The sequence below is a fragment of the Finegoldia sp. genome (assembly GCF_046991905.1).
Taxonomy (GTDB): domain Bacteria; phylum Bacillota; class Clostridia; order Tissierellales; family Peptoniphilaceae; genus Finegoldia.
This window is the reverse complement of sequence record NZ_JBKWZF010000009.1, coordinates 60,292-80,206: the sequence shown is the minus strand read 5'-3', so window position 1 is coordinate 80,206 and position 19,915 is coordinate 60,292. Positions and strand designations below refer to the sequence as shown.

The 19,915-nt window shown below is 30.6% G+C and carries 14 protein-coding genes; 12 read left to right on the top strand and 2 right to left on the bottom strand.

The window, feature by feature from the left end; genetic code table 11:
• Nucleotides 1–178 precede the first annotated feature (178 nt).
• The 6 genes from tnpA (at nt 179) to ACLUJM_RS05540 (ending at nt 9,331) form a co-directional block, all read left to right on the top strand.
• The gene (tnpA, locus tag ACLUJM_RS05565) at nt 179–628 is read left to right on the top strand and encodes an IS200/IS605 family transposase (protein ID WP_110058007.1); all 450 of its coding nucleotides are present in this window, start codon (nt 179–181) and stop codon (nt 626–628) included.
• Between the two features lie 474 nt (nt 629–1,102).
• On the top strand, nt 1,103–2,353 hold the full coding sequence (locus tag ACLUJM_RS05560; protein WP_412412411.1) for a dicarboxylate/amino acid:cation symporter: 1,251 nt from the start codon (nt 1,103–1,105) through the stop codon (nt 2,351–2,353).
• A 153-nt stretch (nt 2,354–2,506) separates the two neighbouring features.
• On the top strand, nt 2,507–4,477 hold the full coding sequence (gene uvrB / locus ACLUJM_RS05555) for an excinuclease ABC subunit UvrB (protein ID WP_294685857.1): 1,971 nt from the start codon (nt 2,507–2,509) through the stop codon (nt 4,475–4,477).
• Nucleotides 4,478–4,486: 9 nt separating this feature from the next.
• Entirely contained in the window at nt 4,487–7,306 is a 2,820-nt protein-coding gene (gene uvrA / locus ACLUJM_RS05550) for an excinuclease ABC subunit UvrA (protein WP_412412410.1), read from the top strand.
• Between the two features lie 61 nt (nt 7,307–7,367).
• Nucleotides 7,368–8,057, top strand: a complete 690-nt coding sequence (locus ACLUJM_RS05545; protein ID WP_412412409.1) for a response regulator transcription factor — start codon at nt 7,368–7,370, stop codon at nt 8,055–8,057.
• Nucleotides 8,057–9,331: a sensor histidine kinase gene (locus ACLUJM_RS05540; RefSeq protein ID WP_412412408.1), complete on the top strand. Its 1,275-nt coding sequence runs from the start codon at nt 8,057–8,059 to the stop codon at nt 9,329–9,331. Before ACLUJM_RS05545 ends, ACLUJM_RS05540 begins: the two co-directional genes overlap by 1 nt.
• An 84-nt stretch (nt 9,332–9,415) precedes the next feature.
• On the opposite strand, the gene ACLUJM_RS05535 is transcribed toward ACLUJM_RS05540, so the two are convergent.
• The gene (locus tag ACLUJM_RS05535) at nt 9,416–10,189 is read right to left on the bottom strand and encodes a DeoR/GlpR family DNA-binding transcription regulator (protein ID WP_094205804.1); all 774 of its coding nucleotides are present in this window, start codon (nt 10,187–10,189) and stop codon (nt 9,416–9,418) included.
• A gap of 209 nt (nt 10,190–10,398) precedes the next feature.
• On the opposite strand from ACLUJM_RS05535, the gene ACLUJM_RS05530 reads away from it, so the two are divergent.
• From ACLUJM_RS05530 to ACLUJM_RS05505, 6 genes are all read left to right on the top strand, one after another.
• Complete coding sequence (locus tag ACLUJM_RS05530; protein WP_412412407.1) at nt 10,399–11,466, top strand: ABC transporter ATP-binding protein; 1,068 nt, start codon at nt 10,399–10,401, stop codon at nt 11,464–11,466.
• A gap of 1 nt (nt 11,467) precedes the next feature.
• A complete protein-coding gene (locus ACLUJM_RS05525) occupies nt 11,468–12,397 on the top strand; it encodes a carbohydrate ABC transporter permease (protein WP_294685862.1) in 930 nt (309 codons plus the stop codon).
• A gap of 8 nt (nt 12,398–12,405) precedes the next feature.
• Entirely contained in the window at nt 12,406–13,233 is an 828-nt protein-coding gene (locus tag ACLUJM_RS05520; RefSeq protein WP_094208709.1) for a carbohydrate ABC transporter permease, read from the top strand.
• 17 nt (nt 13,234–13,250) lie between these two features.
• A complete protein-coding gene (locus ACLUJM_RS05515; RefSeq protein WP_412412406.1) occupies nt 13,251–14,471 on the top strand; it encodes an ABC transporter substrate-binding protein in 1,221 nt (406 codons plus the stop codon).
• Between the two features lie 150 nt (nt 14,472–14,621).
• Nucleotides 14,622–16,052: a CehA/McbA family metallohydrolase gene (locus tag ACLUJM_RS05510; protein ID WP_412412405.1), complete on the top strand. Its 1,431-nt coding sequence runs from the start codon at nt 14,622–14,624 to the stop codon at nt 16,050–16,052.
• Nucleotides 16,042–16,749, top strand: a complete 708-nt coding sequence (locus ACLUJM_RS05505) for an HAD family hydrolase (protein WP_412412404.1) — start codon at nt 16,042–16,044, stop codon at nt 16,747–16,749. Before ACLUJM_RS05510 ends, ACLUJM_RS05505 begins: the two co-directional genes overlap by 11 nt.
• 147 nt (nt 16,750–16,896) lie before the next feature.
• Here ACLUJM_RS05505 and ACLUJM_RS05500 read toward each other — a convergent pair whose 3' ends face one another.
• A complete protein-coding gene (locus ACLUJM_RS05500; protein WP_412412403.1) occupies nt 16,897–19,842 on the bottom strand; it encodes a penicillin-binding protein 1A in 2,946 nt (981 codons plus the stop codon).
• Between the last annotated feature and the right edge of the window lie 73 nt (nt 19,843–19,915).

Here is a 19,915-nt window from a genome sequence, read left to right as displayed (position 1 = left end):
ACAAATATTTCTAAATGTCTCTGGTATAAAGTCCAACTTTTTGGGGTCACCTTATAGACTGGGGGTTCAGTATAGCTTTAGCGATGAAAAACCAAAAAAAAACCTCCTATGATATATAATTAAATTGTAGTTCGCCAACTGCAATAAAAAATATCAAGGAGGTAAGAAAATGTCATCAATAAATGACAAACATAGTTTATCACATACAAAATGGAACTGTAAATACCATATAGTATTTGCACCGAAATATAGGAGAAAAGAATTTTACGGAAGCAAAAGATTAGAAATAGGACAAATACTTCGAGAATTATGTAGCTGGAAAGAAGTAAACATAATAGAAGCTGAAGTATGCCCAGATCATATTCATATGTTAGTAGAAATACCACCGAAACTATCAGTATCAAGTTTTATGGGATTTTTAAAAGGAAAGAGTAGCATAATGATATATGAAAGATGGGGAAGCTTAAAATATAAATACAGAGGAAGACAGTTTTGGTGTAGAGGATATTATGTAGACACAGCAGGTAAAAATGCAAAAGCAATCCAAGAATATATCCAAAACCAATTAAAACAAGACCAGTTAAGTGAACAACTAACATTTGATGTAGTTGACCCTTTTAAAGGGTAGCAAGTAGAAGTTGCAAGTGGCGGACTAACCAACGCCATTGAGGCGTGGCTGGTAATACAGGCCCTTTGGGCCGCATGAGAAAAACCCCCGGCTACGCCGGGGGATGATTTTTATTTGGTAAGAAGAATACCCTAAGTTAGATTGAGAGTTCAGTATAGCTTTAGTAAAGTTTTACAGAAAGAGAAAAACTGATTTAATAATAATTATATATGTAAAATGAGGATGGTATTTAAGGAATCTAATTTTTGAGCTACAAAGAGTGATTATTTAATAAAATATTACAATATTAAAAACACTATTTATGAATCTAAAACAAAATAAAGCTAAGATTATAAAAAAATTTGAATATATTTGTTAAAAATCTATTGAATTACTTGAATTATTTCTGTTTATATTGTAAAATAAATTGGGTTAAAAATGAAATAAGTTTTTACTTATGAATACTATTTTAGAATAAGGAGTGATTTAAAGAAAATGAGTAAGACTAAAAAGAAAAAAATAGGATTAATACCAAAATTATTAATCGCGATAGGCTTAGGTACTCTAGCAGGTTTGTATATGCCACAATGGTTTGTAAAAACAGCTGTAACATTTTCATCAATGTTCGGCGCATTCTTGAATTTCGTTATACCACTTATGATTATCGCCTTTGTAACAAAAGGAATTGCGGATTTAGGTGAAGGGGCTGGAAAATTATTATTAGTGACAGTTGTTATTGCTTATGTATCAACTCTTATAGGGGGATCATTATCATATGTTATGAGTTCTAATATTTTCCCAGCATTTATAAGTCCAGATCAAGTTTCGAAAATACAAGCATCTAGCAAAATAGCATTAGATCCATTTTTCGAAATACCAATTAAACCATTCTTTGATGTAACATCTGCAATTATTTTTGCTTTTATGATGGGTATTTCTATCTCATGGTTAAGAAAACATAATAAAGGAGAATTTTGTTATGGATTGATTGGAGAATTTAACGACATAATTACAAAAGTACTGTCGACAGCAATTGTACCATTATTACCATTGTTTATTTTTGGTAACTTCTCCAAAATGGCGTTTACAGGATCTGTATTTGCAGTTCTTTCAATTTTCTGGAAGATATTCTTATGTGTTATCGCACTTCACTTAGTATACATATCGATATTATTTGTAATCAGTGGATTATATACTAAGAAAAACCCTATAAAGCTAATCAAAAATCAACTTAAAGGATATTTGACAGCAATTGGAACTCAATCATCAGTAGCTACAATTCCAGTAAACTTAGAATGTGCTAAACAAAATTCCGTAAGTAAAAGTATAAGGGATTTTGTAATTCCATTAGGAGCGACAGTTCACATGCCAGGTTCAATGATAACAATTACGGCTTGTACTTTTACAATTTTGACAATGTATGGCATGAATCATTCTTACATTTTAATGCTAAGATACATGGCAATCCTTGGAGTAGCAATGGTTGCTGCACCAGGAGCTCCAGGTGGAGCAGTAATGAGTGCTTTACCATTCTTACCTGTTGTTGGAATTCCTTCAGAAGGTGAATTAGCATCTTTGTTGATAACACTTTATTTGACACAAGATTCATTTGGAACTGCAGCAAATATTTCAGGAGATACAGCAATCTCTGTTGCTATTGATAAAATTTTCAATAGACACATCGTTAAAAACGATGATTACAAAGATGGTTTCAATGAAAAAATAATTAATGAAGAAGATCTTTAATAAAATTTTTAACTAGGCTTTATAGCCTAGTTTTTTATATTTAAAATCATAAATTGCATAAATTCTGATTTTTTTATATATTTGTGATTTATTGAATTAAAAACTAAGATGATATATAATATTAAAGTAAAACATATGTTCAAGGGGTGAGTTATGGAATTTAAATTACATTCAAAATTCAAGCCTACAGGTGATCAACCACAAGCTATAGATAAGCTTGCAAATGGCTTGGAAAATGGAAAAAATCATCAAATTTTAAAAGGGGTTACTGGTTCAGGTAAAACTTTTACGATGGCGAATATTATTCAAAAAGTTCAACGACCTACTTTGGTTATAGCTCACAACAAAACTTTGGCATATCAATTAGCTAGTGAGTTTAGAGAATTTTTCCCGGAAAATGCAGTAGAATTTTTCGTGTCGTACTATGATTATTATCAACCAGAGGCTTATGTTGTTCAATCTGATACTTATATCGAAAAAGATTCCAGCATTAATGAGGAACTGGATAAACTTCGTCACAGCGCTACTATGAGTTTGTTCGAAAGAAGAGATGTTATAATCGTGTCTTCTGTTTCATGTATTTATGGCTTGGGTGACCCAATTGATTACGAAAACTTGGTAATATCTTTGCGTCCAGGAATGGAAAAAGATAGAACTGAAGTTATGAAAAAATTGATAGACATTCAATATGTTAGAAATGATATTAATTTTACTAGAGGAACATTCAGAGTAAGGGGAGACAGCTTGGATATTTTCCCAGCATCTAGTGGAGAAAAAAGTGTTCGTATTGAATTTTTTGGAGACGAAATAGATAGAATAACAGAAATAGATGCTTTGACTGGAGAAATCGTAGGTGAGAGAAATCACGTGGCAATCTATCCTGCTAGTCACTATGCTACTACGCAAAAAAAGGTTGAAAAAGCTATCGTGACTATAGAGGAAGAACTAGAAGATCGTTTAAAATATTTTAAAGATAATAATAAATTGTTGGAAGCTCAAAGATTGGAGCAAAGAACAAGATACGATATCGAAATGCTAAAAGAAATGGGATTTTGTACCGGTATTGAAAACTATTCAAGACACATGTCACAAAGAAAACCTGGTAGTAGACCATACACTTTAATCGACTATTTTCCGAAAGATTTCGTGACTATGATTGATGAATCGCACGTTACTGTTCCGCAAATAGGAGGAATGTATGAGGGAGACAGATCGAGAAAAACAAGTTTAGTGGATTATGGATTCAGGCTACCATCTGCACTGGACAATCGTCCTTTGAAATTTAGTGAATTTGAATCTATGATGAATCAAGTTATTTATGTATCTGCAACTCCAGGAAAATATGAAAAAGCAAAAACTAATGAAGTAGTTGAACAAATTATAAGACCTACTGGATTGTTAGATCCAAAAATCGAAGTTCGTCAAACTAAAGGACAAATCGATGATTTGGTTAGTGAAATCAACAAGACTATCGAAAAAGGCGAACGTGTTTTGATTACTACCCTTACTAAAAAGATGAGTGAAGATTTGACTAGATATCTTGAAGACCTGGAAATAAAGGTAACTTATTTGCATTCAGATATTGATACTATTGAAAGAATGGAAATAATCAGAGATTTGCGAGAAGGAAAATACGATGTACTTGTAGGAATTAACCTTCTGAGAGAAGGATTGGATTTACCAGAAGTTTCTCTGATTGCGATTTTGGATGCTGATAAGGAAGGTTTCCTACGTTCAGAGACTTCTCTTATACAAACTATAGGTAGAGCTGCTAGAAACTCAAATGGTCACGTTATAATGTACGCAGATACGATTACTAAGTCGATGGATGTGGCTATCACAGAAACTAATAGGCGTAGAGAAATACAAGAAGAATACAACGAAGAACACAACATTATTCCAACTACTATTAATAAATCTGTTAGAAAAAGAATCCAAAATACTTTCGTGGCAGAAGAAAATGAAAGTTATGATGTTAATAAAGTTACGGAATTTTCAAAGGACGAAATAGAAGTTATTATTGAAAATTTGAATACAGAAATGTTAAAAGCTGCAGAAGAGTTGGATTTTGAAAGGGCAGCTACGCTTAGAGATCAAATCAGGAATTTGAAAAACACTTACTAAAGGAGCAAAATGAGTAAAGATAAAATTATTATTAAAGGTGCTAAAGAAAATAACCTAAAAAATGTAGACCTTACTATTCCTAGGAATAAAATGGTAGTGTTCACAGGATTAAGTGGTTCAGGGAAATCTTCTTTGGCATTTGATACTATATATGCAGAAGGACAACGAAGATATGTAGAATCTTTAAGTTCTTATGCACGCCAATTTTTAGGACAAATGGATAAACCTGATGTCGAATACATTGAAGGATTATCACCGTCAATTTCGATAGACCAAAAGACAACTAATAATAACCCACGTTCTACCGTGGGAACTGTCACGGAGATATACGATTATTTTAGACTGCTTTATGCAAGAGTGGGTAAGGCATATTGTCCTGTCTGTGGTAAAGAAATTGTCAGCCAGACAGTAGATCAAATCGTAGATAGTGTTAAGGAATTAGGGGAACGTTCTCGAATACAAATTTTAAGTCCTGTTGTCAAGGGCAAAAAAGGTGAATTCAAAAAACTTTTACAAAATTTAAGAAAAGATGGTTTTATTAGAGCTATTGTTGATGGTGAACAAGTTGAATTAGCCGATGATATAGAATTAGATAAAAACAAAAAACACGATATTGATGTAATTGTCGACAGAATTATCATAAAAGAAGGAATTGATTCAAGACTTACCGATTCCATAGAAACAGCTCTTAGATTGTCTGAAAATAATGTAAAAGTCGATGTAATTGGCAAAGAAGTGATTTCATATAGCACTTCTATGAGTTGCCCAGATGGACATATTTCGTATCAAGAATTAGAACCGAGAGACTTTTCTTTTAACAATCCATTTGGAATGTGTCCACATTGTAATGGACTTGGTTTCCATAAAAAAGTTGATGAAGATTTGGTGATTCCTAATAAAGAATTATCTATTTTACAAGGGGCGATAGATCCTTATCAATCGTCAAAGCCAGGTGGATATTATTTCGAGATAATAAAAGCTATTGCAGATTCTTATGATTTTCCTTTGGATAAACCAATCAAGGAGGCTCCAAAGAAAATGATGGATGAGATTTTGAACGGATCCAGAAAAAATCTATCGTTTGTTTTTGATAGTCATTTTTCTGGAAGAAAAAAATTCAATGGAAAATTCGAAGGAGTTTTGAAAAACTTAGAGGAAAGATACCACAGAAGCACGACTGATTCAATGCATCAAAAAATAGGAGAGTACATGACAGATGTAGAATGTGATTATTGTTATGGAGCTAGATTAAAAGGTGAATATTTGTCAGTTCGCATAAATGAAAAAAATATTTACGAAATTTGTCAAATGCCTGTAAAAGATTCTCTTCAATGGTTCAAAGATTTGGAATTGGAAGAGTCCAAGAAATTTATTGGATATGAAATATTGAAGGAAATTATCAGCAGACTTCAATTTTTGAACGATGTTGGTCTTGATTATTTAACTTTAGATAGATCTGCGTCGACTTTATCTGGTGGAGAATCTCAAAGAATAAGATTGGCCACTCAAATAGGATCTGCATTAGTAGGAGTAGTTTATGTATTGGATGAACCATCTATTGGACTTCACCAACGAGACAATGATAAATTAATAAAAGCACTTAGAAATTTAACAGATATCGGTAATACATTGGTAGTGGTTGAACACGATGAAGATACAATGAAAGAATGTGATTACCTTGTAGATATTGGGCCAGGCGCTGGAGTTCATGGTGGTGAAATTGTAGCATGTGGAAGTATTGATGATATTATAAAAGAAAAAAGGTCAATTACTGGTAAGTATTTATCAGGAGAACTATCAATTCCAGTTCCTGAACAAAGAAGAAAGCCGAATGGATATTTGGAATTTAAAGGTTGCAAAGAAAATAATTTAAAAAATATAAATGCTAAGTTTGCACTATCGTGTTTCAATTGTGTGACTGGAGTATCTGGTTCAGGAAAGTCTTCATTGGTCAATGAAATTGTGTACAAAAAATTAGCTAGAGATCTGAATAATGCGAAAATGAAAAATGGGAAATTTAAAACAGCAACTGGTATTGAAAACTTGGATAAAGTGGTGCAAATTGACCAATCACCAATTGGAAGAACCCCAAGAAGTAATCCAGCTACTTATACGAAAGTATTTGATTTGATTAGGGATTTATTCGCATCTACTCCAGAAGCTAATATGAGGGGATATCAAAAAGGAAGATTTTCATTCAATGTAAAAGGTGGAAGATGTGAAGCTTGTAAAGGTGATGGAACTATTAAAGTAGAGATGCATTTCTTGCCAGATGTTTATGTTCCATGTGATGTCTGCAAAGGAAAAAGATACAATAGAGAAACTTTGCAAGTAAAATACAAAGGGAAAAATATCGCTGACGTATTGGACATGACGATTGATGAAGCGTTGGAATTCTTTAGGAATTTCCCACCAATTAAAAACAAATTGCAAACACTACAAGATGTTGGTCTAGGTTATATTAAATTGGGACAATCTTCAACTGAATTATCTGGTGGAGAAGCACAAAGAGTAAAGCTAGCTAGTGAGTTGTCTAAAAAGAGTACCGGAAAAACTGTATATATTTTAGATGAACCAACTACAGGTCTTCATTCAGCAGATATTGATAAATTAATCGAAGTTTTGCAAAGACTTGTTGATCAAGGAAACACAGTTATAGTCATTGAACATAATCTAGATGTGATTAAAGTTGCAGATTATATTATAGATTTGGGTCCTGAAGGAGGAAATGGTGGAGGAGAAGTTATCTTCCAAGGTACTCCAGAAAAATTAATTACTAAGAAAAACTCTTATACAGGTCAATATTTGGCTTCAAAATTGAATCGTTAAATTTTTGTAATAATCACCTTCTGATTTTTAGTGTATAATAAAGGTTAAGAAGGTGATTTTTATGTACAATATAATGGTTGTCGATGATGAAAAAGACATAGTTAAAGCCATAGAGATATATTTAAAGTCTGGTAATTACAATGTATTAAAAGCGTATAATGGTTTTGATGCTTTGAAATTAATGGATCAAAATAAAATAGATTTGTTTTTAGTTGATATAATGATGGAAGGTATGGATGGATTGGAATTAACACAGAGAATTAGAGAAGTTTCCAATGCACCAATCATTATTTTGTCTGCAAAAAGTGAATTAAATGATAAAGTAATGGGATTAAATTTAGGAGCTGATGATTATATTACTAAACCTTTTGATGCGGTGGAATTATTAGCCAGAATAAAATCTTGTTTAAGAAGATTAGAACTTAATAAAGACAAATCTTTAGATGGAAATGTATTTTCAGCAGGAAGATTGACGATAAATGATGACAAAAAACAAGTTTTGATTGATGGGGAAGAAATCAAATTAACGCCTTATGAGTATGGGATTATTTTACTGTTACTAAAAAACAAAGGAATAGTATTTACATCTGAAGAAATTTACGAACATGTTTGGGAAGCTCCTCCATACGATGTAAAAAAAATAGTATCTGTTCATGTTTCAAGACTTAGAGAAAAAGTAGAAATCAATCCTAGAAGACCTGATCTTATTAAATCTGTATATGGAATGGGATACAAGATAGAGGACATTTAATGATAAATTGGATTAAAAAAAGTTTTAGTTCTATTGATGGTTATGTTGAAAAACAGTTAGTAGATTTATTGCTGTATTTTAGTTTTGGTTTTATTCTTGTATTTACGGTGGCGTTTTTTATTGAAAATATAATTGATGTGTTTAATTTTTCAGTCGTTATCACGTTAATATATGCAATGCTTGCTTTTTTTTATTCATTAGTTAAAATACTTAGGACTATTTATAAAAAGAAAAAGAATGCTTTTTTGATATATCAATTTATAAGTAATTTTAAAGGGAAATATTACAATATTTACGTTGAATCATTACTTACGTTAATATTTCTGATGTATACAATGGCTACAATTATGGTTACTAATAGAAATTTATTTGGGATTATATTTATAGGTGCTATATTAGCGAAGATTTACATTTCTATTTTGATTAATAACTTAGGTAAAATTCTATTGAATAAAAAGGTTGAAGCAATGTATTCTGGAAAAGATATTGATGTATTTATAGACGATGAGATTTACAAAGATTCTGTGTATTTGATTAATCATCTACATGATTCAGTTATCAATACAATGCAAGATAAAATCAATTCTGAAAGAATGAAGACAGAATTAATTACGAATATTTCTCATGACATTAAAACTCCACTGACATCAATTATAAATTACGTAGATTTGCTGAATCACGAAACTGATGAATCAGAAAAGAAACGATATATAGAAATTCTAGAATATAACGCTAAAAGATTGAAAACAATGGTAATAGATTTAATTTATGCTTCTAAAACTGGAACGGGAAATATTGATATTGAAATGGAAGTTGTAGAATTAAATGAATTAGTATTACAAGTTTACGGTCAATTTGATTCTGATTTTGAAAAATTAGGGCTTGATTTTGTATATAATGATAAGAGAAAAACTGTTTTAATGATGACAGATGGGGCAAAGCTATCTCGAGTAATAGAAAATATTTTTAGTAATATCGTAAAATATTCTAAACCTGATACTAAAGTTTATGGAGAATGCGATGTACAAGATGACACAATAATACTTAAATTTTCGAATATATCGAAGAATAAAATTGAAGTGAGTGCAGAAGAATTAATGGGTCAATTTGTCAGAGGAGAAAGGTCACGCCATTCAGAAGGAAGTGGACTAGGTTTGTATATTGCGAAGAATCTGATTGAATTGCTTGGAGGAACAAGTAAAATTTCGATAGATGATGATAAATTTATTTATGAGATTAATTTTAAAGTTACTAAAAAGAATAAAGTAAAATAGAATACAAAATTACATTATCCATATTGACCCCGCTTTAATTTATTTATTATAGCGGGGATTATTTTAATATAACTTCAATTAATATTAATTATTTTCCGGATAAAAAAGATTTATTCCCAATTCCGAGAAATTCTCTTTAATTTGAGAATCTAAATTCTGGTCGGTAATAATTCCATCAACTTCATTAAAATTACAAACTCTAATAGTTGCTGTATTTCCAAATTTTGTACTATCAGCTACACAAAATGTTTTTGAGGAGACCTGCTTCATTGTAGTTTTTATATCATATTGATCAAATCCATAATCCATAATTCCGTGTTTCAAATTTATTCCACTTGCACTCATAAAAAATATATCTGGATGGTACATTTTGATAAAATTTATTGCTGATAATCCGTATGTAAATAAATCTTTATTATTAAGTCTTCCAGAAGCAAGTAATATTTTGATAGAAGGATTAGTAGCTAATATTTGTGCTATTGACAGAGAGTTCGTTATACATGAGATATTATTAAATTGTTTTATTAATGATTTGGATATTTCTACATTTGTCGTACTGTCGTCTAGAGCTATCATAGAACCTTCTTTAACAAAGTCAGTAGTTATAGTAGCTAAATTTATTTTTTTTTCAATGTTGATTGTTTTTCTTGTAATCAAATCAAATTCTGGAATATTTTCGTCAATTAAAATAGCACCTCCATAAACTCTTTTTAATTTATTTTCATTTTCTAATGTTTCTAGATCACGGCGTATAGTTTCAGGAGTAACATTAAAATTTTTCGATAAATTTTGGACTGTGATGCTACCATGTTTGTTTAAATCTCGTAATATTTTATTTAATCTATCATTTTTTAGCATAGTATTATAAAATTTTCACCTCATTTTTATTATAGCATATTAAAAATAATTTTTATGTTTTTATTTTGGCTTATTTACGTATATTTTACCAATACATTAATATTATTTAATACCTAAAGATTATTATAAGATTAGAAAACAAAGATAAACAAAAACAAAACAACAAAAACAAATATAAAATTGTGAAAAACACATAATAAGGAGGTTAAATGAGCAAAATTTCTCTAAGAAATATTTACAAAAGATATGAAAATAGCAATAAATCTGCGGTTACCGACTTTAATTTAGAGATAGAAGATAAAGAGTTCATAGTTTTTGTCGGGCCTAGTGGTTGTGGAAAATCTACTACACTCAGAATGATTGCTGGATTGGAAGATATATCTGAAGGTGATTTATTTATTAATGGAAAAAGAATGAACGATGTTGCTCCTAAGGATAGAGGAACGGCCATGGTATTTCAAAACTATGCATTATATCCTCATTTAAATGTTTATGACAATATCGGATTTGGTTTAAAAATCAGAGGTGTTGACAAAAATACAAGAGATAAGAGCATTCGAAAAACAGCGGAAATGTTGAGTTTGACACCTTTTCTTAAAAGAAAACCTATTGAGTTATCTGGTGGTCAACGTCAAAGAGTTGCATTAGGGAGAGCAATAGTAAAAGAATCTGAAATATTTTTAATGGATGAACCTTTGTCAAATTTGGATGCAAAGTTAAGAATTCACATGAGAAAAGAATTAGTAGAATTACAACAAAATTTAGGTTCTACAGTTATTTATGTAACACATGATCAAACAGAAGCAATGACCATGGCAAGTCGAATTGTTTGTTTAAAAGATGGGATTATTCAACAAGTCGGGACGCCGGAAGAACTTTACTCTAATCCTAATAATATGTTCGTCGGGGGATTTTTAGGGTCTCCACCGATGAATTTTATAAAAGGGAAAATTGAAGACGCGAAATTCTATGATGAATCAAGTAATTATATATGCGATGTTAACCATGATTCTGTTAAAGATGTTGTATTAGGAATTAGACCCGAGAACATCAAAATTTCTAATAATGATTCAGGAATTAAGGTTCCGGTGAAGTTAATAGAATTGCTTGGTGCTGATTATAATATTCACGCTGAGTTATATGGAAATAAGATTACTATAAATACAGATGCTAATAGATATATAAAAGATAAGGACGAATTAAACATTTTATTTGATGCAAATAAATTATTGTTTTTTGATCCAAAAACAGAAATGAGATTATTTTTGGAGGATTAATATGGACAATGTAAAAAGTGTAACAAAGCATCAAGATAATAATAGAAAAATAAAAGACATTAAAAGAAATAGTTTGAATGTTCCTAACTTCATAATATATATACTTATTCCATTATTACCATTATTGGTTTTCTGGTTCATTCCAATGATTATTTCTTTTATGATAAGTTTTACCGACTGGGATTATATCAGTCCAAAATTTAATATAATTGGTTTAAAAAATTATTCAGAGATACTTAAAAGTTCAGAATTTTGGCAAGCTTTAAAGAATACAATTTTATTTGGTTTTGGAACAGTATGCCCGACATTAATATTTGGTTTTCTAATGGCCCTGATAATCGAGAAAGTAAAAAAAGGAAAAGATATTTTTCAAGGATTTTTATTTTCGCCATGGATTACTCCAATGGTTGCAATGAGTATTGTATGGAGTTGGATGTTCAGGCCTAGTGTTGGATTAATTAATTATTGTTTAAAATTTTTGGGAATTAATGGTCCAAATTGGCTAATGGATTCTAAATATGCGCTTATAGCTGTTATGATAGTTACTGTTTGGAAAACAGCTGGATGGGCGATGCTGTATTACTCAGATGCAATAAGTAAAATACCAAAAGATTTATTTGAAGTTTGTAATTTGGAAGGAGCAAACTCACTCCAAAAAATTAAATATATTTATTTTCCACTGACAATAAAGACGACATTGTTTCTAGGAATCATAAGTCTGATAAATTCAATTCAGGCTTATGATCAGATTTCTGTACTAACTAGAGGAGGTCCAGCTGGATCAACTAGAACATTATTATACTTATTTTATCAGATGGCATTTGAACAATTTAATATGGGCAAAGCTACAACTATTGCAATAATAATGGTAATTATCACAGGAATACTAGCTAGTATCATGTTCTATATGCAAAAGAAACTAGTAAAATAGGAGCTAAAATGAATAAAATAAAAAAAATAATCAATTTATTATTATTAGCGTTTGTAAGTATATTAGCTTTTTTTCCTCTATTATGGATGGCTACAAATTCTTTTAAAACAGCAAATAAAATTATTCAACAACCATTAAACCTGTTTCCTGAAGTATTAGATTTTAGAAATTTCATAGGTGCGTTAGAAAAAGCACCATTCGATCTTTATATAATTAATAGTATTATAACGGCATTTGCAATAGTTGTTTTACAACTATTGCTTGGGATTTTGATGGGATATGGTTTATCGAAGTTTGATTTCAAAGGTAAAAAGATTTTGTTTGGATCTATTCTCTTGACATATATGCTTCCAGCAGCAGCGACATATGTTCCGAGTTATGTTATCCTTGCAAAGATGAATTTAATTGATACAATACCAGGAATTATTATTTCTAATGTGGCAAGTGTGTTTACGATATATATGGTTTACCAAACTTTTTCTTCTGTACCTAAAGAAATGATAGAAGCAGCTGAAATGGATGGAGCAAATAATTGGCAAATACTATGGAAAGTTATGGTTCCACTTTCTAAATCTACAATATTAACAACAGCCTTGATACAGTTTGTTGTTATGTATAATAACTATATGTGGCCATCACTAATAACAAACAGTAAGAAAAATTATCTTATAAGTGTAGGATTAAATATTTTCTTTAATTCAAAGGGAAATTTCACACAGAATTTACCGATGTTGATGGCTGCAAACACTATATCAGTATTACCACTATTAATTTTATTTTTAATTTTAAAGAAGTGGTTTATTGAAGGAATAAGCGATAGCGGGATAAAAGGATAAAAATTTAGGAGGAAAAAATGAGAAAATTAAGAAAAATTTTATTAATGATACTTTGTGGTATATTAATGCTTACAGGTTGTTCAGAATCTGCTAAAAAAGCACAAAATGAAAATAGCAGTGGTTCTAATGTTGCATCAGAAGATAGCAGCAAAAAGGAAAAGGTTGAAATTCAATTTTGGTATGGATTAGGGTCTGTTGCAGGTCAGACAATGGAATCAATTATTGCAGATTTTAATGCATCACAAGATAAAGTAAAGGTTGTAGGGGTACAACAAGCCGATTACAACGAAACGTATCAAAAAGTTCAAGCTGCTATAGCTGCCAAACAACCACCAGCAGTTTTTATAGGAAGTAAGATTTCTGAAATGGCTGAATCACAAATAGCTGTAGATTTATCTACATTTATGAATGATAAGACACCAGAATCTGATTATCTTGATGTACTAATGAAACCGGCAAAGATTAATGGTAAAATTTATGCGATACCTGCATATGGAACAACACAAGTAATGTATTATAGAAAAGATTTATTAAATAAAGCGGGCATTAAGCCAGAAGATGCTTATTCTTCTTGGGAAAAAGTATATGAAGCATCTAAAGAAATACAAAAAAAAGGTGTTACAAAATGGGGACATCTTCCAATGTGGGGTGCTGATAATCTTATCGATATAGCTTTGAGCAATGGAGGATCAATCCTTAGTGAAGATGGAAAAAAAGTTACAATAAATTCACCTGAATGGATTGAATCTTGGGATTTTATTAGAAAACAAATTTTTGAAAACAAAACTGCAAAGATAGAATCCGGAGGACAAGGATGGGAATACTGGTACAGAACAATTGATAATGTGATGGGCGGACAAGCTATGAGTTATACAGGATCTTCAGGGGACAAAGGTGATTTGGATTTTAAAATTGTTGGATCATGTCCTCAACCAGGATTGAATGGAAAGCCCGGAAAGCCACAAGCTGGAGGACATTATTTAGTTGTACCACAAGCAGCTTCTAAAGAACAACAACAAGCTGCATTTGAATGGATATCATACTTTACTAGTCCAAAAATTTCTGCAAAATGGTCAATGAAAACAGGATACATTCCAGTTAGAAAAAGCGCTATGGAGGATGAGTATTACAAAGCTTTTACAAAAAAAATCCTTATGCAATTGTCCCATATCAACAAGCACTTAAAGCTACACCAGTATTTATTGATCCAACAAAAGGAAAGATTACTGATGCTTTGAGTATTGCAGCAGATAAAATTGAGTTACAAAATATTCCAACAAAGCAAGCATTGGATGAAGCTCAAAAAGTAGCTCAAGAAGCACTAGATAAGATTAATAAATAGATTGTTCGAATAGAAATTTAAATATGATAATTTTTGGAGATAACTAATGAAAGATAGATTACTGTTTAATAATGATATGAATAATTTCTTAGAAACAAATCTCAAAAAAAAATATGATAAAATTACTTTCATTATAAAATGTAATGTAACCACGATATCGATAAGTTGGAAAAACAATAAAAATTTATTATTTATGTATTTATTTGGACCGGACAAGAATTTGTATGGACAGATTGTTACTAATTCAAAAGATGGCACAAGATGCATATCTACAATAAGCGATTATACTTCTCCTTGTTGCAAAACACTAAAATCAAGTGAAACTTTTCAAGGTGAATGGACAATAGAATACGCAATTTATGGAGAGGTTGAGTCTAATATAGTAAGTATACTAGTAAAAGAAGAGGATGAATTTAACCATAAATTAAAAGAAATAAGTTTAATTGAACGACCAAAAATATCTGAACATACCATATTTGATGAAATGAAATGGTATGCAGGTGATTTTCATACACATACTATATTTTCAGACGGTAAAATGACTAGAGAAGAAAATAATGATATAGCTAAAAAACAGAATCTTGATTTTTTTATTCCAACAGACCATAATATTTTTCATTATAAATGGCCCAATTCTGATGATGTATTTATATATCCAGGTGTTGAGATTACATCAAGTTATGGTCATATTAACTTATTGTTTTCAGAAAAAAATCCGTTTGAAGAACATTCTATATTTGAGATAGAGAATAAAACTTCACTTATAGAAATAATTAAGAAGGCTGAGAAATACTCTATAGTATCAATAAATCATCCATTCATGCCTCCTTGGGATTTTTTGCTAGGGGATTTGCCACTTGAATATGTTAAAATCTTGGAAATAATTAATGATCCAACATATAAAACATCCATAAGTGCAACTAATGATGCAATAGACAAATGGAATTGTCTACTGAATGATGGATACAAGGTTGTGGGAATAGGAGGTAGTGATTCGCATTTAAGACCAAATGAAAAATATGCAAATTCTGAATATCCTTCTATATTGGGAGATCCAAAAACATATTTATATTCAAAAAGTAATTCTTGGAATGATTTAAAACAAGCTCTTGTACAAGGAAATGTCGTAGTATCGAGAAAAGATTTTATTGACCTTAATACACATGGATTGAATAGAGAAAATAACTCTTTTGAGGGAAATGTATTTTTAGAAAGCAAACTAACTAACGAAACATTTCATGATCTCGATCTATACCATAATTGGATTGTTGATGGAAAGACAATTTTGAAAGAAAAAGGATTAGTATCAAAATTGAATCAAGAAATAGATTTAAAATATCATTGGATTAGACTTGATATAACTGACGAAGATGATAATTTGTATGGGTTTACTAATCCGATATTCTTTAATCGAGATGAAAAAACTCAAAGTATGAAATACTGGAAAGACTTAATGGTAAAAAAATATGAAAATTAGAGGGATAATATTTGATAAAGATGGTACGTTGATGGAGTTTTCAGATATATGGCGATGTGCTGTTGAAGCACTATTCAATGAATATTCATTATCTGAAGAAGTAAAAGAAGATATAAGAGAAAAAATCGGAATAAAAAGTGATTCGACAATTAGAGAAAATAGTATTCTAGCGTCAGGGACGATGGATGAATTATTTGAAGTGATTAGTATGTATATTTTAAATTCTGAGGATGAAATTTATGAAAATATGGAAGAATTTTTTTCTGAATATTTAAAAAGTCATTCTAACATGATTAAGGAGACCTGTGATTTAGACGGATTATTCAATAAATTAAAAAATGATGGAATAAAAATCGGTGTAATTACTGCAGATAATTACCGTCAAGCTAGGTTTTGCTTTCAAATTCTTAAATTAGAAAAATATATTGAATTCTTAGGGAGTGGAGATAGATATTTGAATAAGCCGAATCCACAAGCGTTACAAGCTTTTTGTAAAAAATTTTCTCTAGATATAAATGAAGTTGCAGTTGTTGGTGACTCTGACATAGATATGCAATTAGGAAAACACGCTGGACTTTCAATAGGTGTTTTATCTGGTGTCGGAACAGAAAAAATGTTGTTGAATTCTGCTGACGTAGTTGTAAAATCACCATGCGATATATTATCTGTAATAGATAATTATAATAAGCTTCGATAATAAATTGTTACCAAATATAATGAAGTAAAAGTATTACCTTATTTTTTGATTAAATCTATTTGTTTTAAAAGATAAACCACCTGATTGGAAATATTTTCTAATCAGGTGGTTTTTTGAATAAAGATTATAAAGTTTTATAATCGAGTGTTAGTTATCATTATTGTCCGATGAATTGTTATTGTTTCGCTTTCTATTGTTGCCATTTCTGTTATTTCTATTGTTTTCTTTTTCGTCGTCTTTCTTGTCGTTATCTTTATCGTCTTTGTCCTCTTTATCGTCTTTGTTCTTGTCATCCTTGTCTTCGTGATCTTTGTACTTAGGTTTAAAAATATTGAAGATTGTTCTGTCAGAATAACCAGGCATACTATATTTCCAGTCTTTTGGAATTATATTGTTATGTTCTGATGGCTTGTAAGGAGGGTCTCTTTTTATGAAAACTCCCCATCCTAATTCCCATGGAGGAGTTTTGTCTGTTGCTAATTTTCCATCTACAACGTCAATTCTCCTAGATTCATACAAATCGGAAACTTCAGTTGGTTCTGTGCCTGCTTTGTAGACTTCTTCTTTTACAATTCCTCGAGGATCTCTCCAACTGTATTTGCTTGGAAGTTTATTTGCTAAAGTATCAACTTTAACTCTTACTATTCCATCTGGTTCTTCAAATTTAATTGGAATTTTATCTTCTAAAGTATATCTATTTACTGCACTCCAAATTTGTACAACTTTTTTCTGGCTAATTTGAGTCATTTTTAATTGTTGATTGTCAAAACCTAGCCATGTACTAATAGTATAATATGGACTCATTCCAACAAACCAAACATCTTGGTAGTCGTTTGTAGTACCTGTTTTTCCACCAATATCAAAACCGTCTAACCTTGCATATTTGGAATAGTTGTAGTCAGTAGATGTTCTTAGTATGTCTCTCATAATGTATGCAATTTGAGGACTTACAACTTCGTTTTGCTTTTGTGGATTTTCTATGATCACTTTCCCCAAACTATCAGTAACTTTTGTAAATGAAATAGGCTCTCTGTATTGTCCACTGTTATTAATAGCATTATATGCTCCCGCCATTTCAACAGGAGTAAATCCTTTAGTTAATGAACCAAGTGCCATTGCTGATGTGTTTTCATCATTTTCAGAAGTATTTTCAGCGGCACTAATATAGTTATCAGCTTTAGGATTTTTTGCATTAATTAATCCAAATTTTTCTAAATAACTTTTTGATTTTTCAATTCCAATATCTTCTAAAACTTTTACTGCAGTAACGTTAATTGAATTTTCTACAGCATATCTAAGAGAAACCAGCCCTTCATAACCTTTATACCAGTTTTGAGGCCACAATTCGTGTTTTTCGTTATAGTGTGGCAAATCATCTAATCCTGATGCAGCTGAGTATCCATTATCCAAAGCTGGAGTGTAAACACCTAATGGTTTCATACTTGAACCAACTTGTCTAGGAATATCTGATGCTCTATTAGTTGTATCTTTATTATTAGAATATCTTCCACCAACCAAAGCTTTGATTTGTCCTGTTGATTTATCGACCACAACACTTGATGATTGTGGTTGTTTAATACCATCTTCATTTATTGTGTAAAAATCTTTCGTGAAAACCAAATTATTGTTTTCATCGTATTTTATTAAGTTAGGATTGTCTTTAATGTATTGACTTGAGATTGTAATATTACCATCACTATCAGTAGTCAAATTCTTGCTACCAATATTAATAGAAGAAATTTTGTGAGTAACCAAATTATTACTATCGTTTACTGAGTAATAATCCTTCAAATCCAAATAGTTTCCATATTGTTTTACTTTGATTGATTTTGAATAATTAAAAGTGACAGAACCATCTGGGTTTTTAGTGTATTGTTCTGGTGAAATAAAGAACTCATCATTCTCGTTTATTATATTTTTCTTTCTGAAATATATAACTTCATTTAATACGTTTGTAATATTTCTAGAATCATCGCTAGACCATTTTAATAAATTTGCTGATGAACCATCTGCGATAATATCATCGACTTTTTTATCGTATAATTTTTCCAAATTACTTTGCATATTCATATCAACACATGAATATATCTTTAGTCCACCATTGATTAGTTTGCTTTTAGCTTCTTGTTGTGAGTATCCTTTTTCGATAAGTTTTGCAATAACTTGTTCGTAGATAATATCTGAATAGTAGTTTGACAGGTTATTTACGTTTTTAATTCCTGGTTTTATATTAGCTGCGATGTTTTCTTGAAGAGCTTTGTCGTATTCTTCTTTTGTGATTTTATTGTTATCTAGCATTTTTTTAAGAACGTAATCTCTTCTGTCGATAGTTTGTTGATTGTAGACAGCTTTGTATGTTTCACCACTTAAAGTAACTTCTCCGACGATTTTTGACTGATCTTTTACTTGACCTGGTTCAATCGCCTTGTATAATGCTAAGTTAGTAGGACTCTTCACGATTCCTGCAAGGGTAGCGCATTCTGATAAAGTTAATTCATCTATGTTTTTTTTGAAGTAAATTTCGGCGGCAGCTTGAACTCCGTAAGCATTTTGTCCCAAGAAAACAGTATTCATATATGTTTCCAATAATTTTTCTCTGCCTAAGTAGTTTGTCAATTCCATTGCCAAATAAGCTTCTTTGAATTTTCTATCAAATGACCTTTCATTCGTTAAGTACAAATTACGAGCTAATTGTTGAGCTAATGTACTCGCTCCACGTTTCATAGAACCAGATTTTAAATTATCAAAAATAGCTGATGTGATACCGATAGGATCCACACCGTTGTGTTTGTAAAATCTTTCATCTTCCACAGATGTGAAAGCATCCATCATGTATTTTGGTATCTTATCTAATTTAACAACCTCTCTATATTCAGTGGTTTTGATTTTCTCGATTAAATTTCCATCCTGATCCAAAATTTCTGATGTTTGATTCATCATATTATTGATTTCCTCTGGATTAACCTTTGGAGCTAATTGCATAGCTCGAACTCCAGCTACTCCGATTAATCCACCTATAAATGCAAATATACAAATCAAACATAATATTAAAATTTTTATGGATTTCAATATTATATTTTTATCTTTATTCATAAATTCCTCCATAAAATGTATATACACTATTATACCACAAAGTGCAGATGCAATATATATTCTTGAATTTCGT

Excerpts from the sequence above, each read along its gene's own strand:
- ACLUJM_RS05560 (WP_412412411.1), top strand. The coding sequence starts at position 1,103 with ATGAGTAAGACTAAAAAGAAAAAAATAGGATTAATACCAAAATTATTA.
- uvrB (WP_294685857.1), top strand. The coding sequence starts at position 2,507 with ATGGAATTTAAATTACATTCAAAATTCAAGCCTACAGGTGATCAACCA.
- uvrA (WP_412412410.1), top strand. The coding sequence starts at position 4,487 with ATGAGTAAAGATAAAATTATTATTAAAGGTGCTAAAGAAAATAACCTA.
- ACLUJM_RS05545 (WP_412412409.1), top strand. The coding sequence starts at position 7,368 with ATGTACAATATAATGGTTGTCGATGATGAAAAAGACATAGTTAAAGCC.
- ACLUJM_RS05540 (WP_412412408.1), top strand. The coding sequence starts at position 8,057 with ATGATAAATTGGATTAAAAAAAGTTTTAGTTCTATTGATGGTTATGTT.
- ACLUJM_RS05535 (WP_094205804.1), bottom strand. The coding sequence starts at position 10,189 with ATGCTAAAAAATGATAGATTAAATAAAATATTACGAGATTTAAACAAA.
- ACLUJM_RS05530 (WP_412412407.1), top strand. The coding sequence starts at position 10,399 with ATGAGCAAAATTTCTCTAAGAAATATTTACAAAAGATATGAAAATAGC.
- ACLUJM_RS05525 (WP_294685862.1), top strand. The coding sequence starts at position 11,468 with ATGGACAATGTAAAAAGTGTAACAAAGCATCAAGATAATAATAGAAAA.
- ACLUJM_RS05520 (WP_094208709.1), top strand. The coding sequence starts at position 12,406 with ATGAATAAAATAAAAAAAATAATCAATTTATTATTATTAGCGTTTGTA.
- ACLUJM_RS05515 (WP_412412406.1), top strand. The coding sequence starts at position 13,251 with ATGAGAAAATTAAGAAAAATTTTATTAATGATACTTTGTGGTATATTA.
- ACLUJM_RS05510 (WP_412412405.1), top strand. The coding sequence starts at position 14,622 with ATGAAAGATAGATTACTGTTTAATAATGATATGAATAATTTCTTAGAA.
- ACLUJM_RS05505 (WP_412412404.1), top strand. The coding sequence starts at position 16,042 with ATGAAAATTAGAGGGATAATATTTGATAAAGATGGTACGTTGATGGAG.
- ACLUJM_RS05500 (WP_412412403.1), bottom strand. The coding sequence starts at position 19,842 with ATGAATAAAGATAAAAATATAATATTGAAATCCATAAAAATTTTAATA.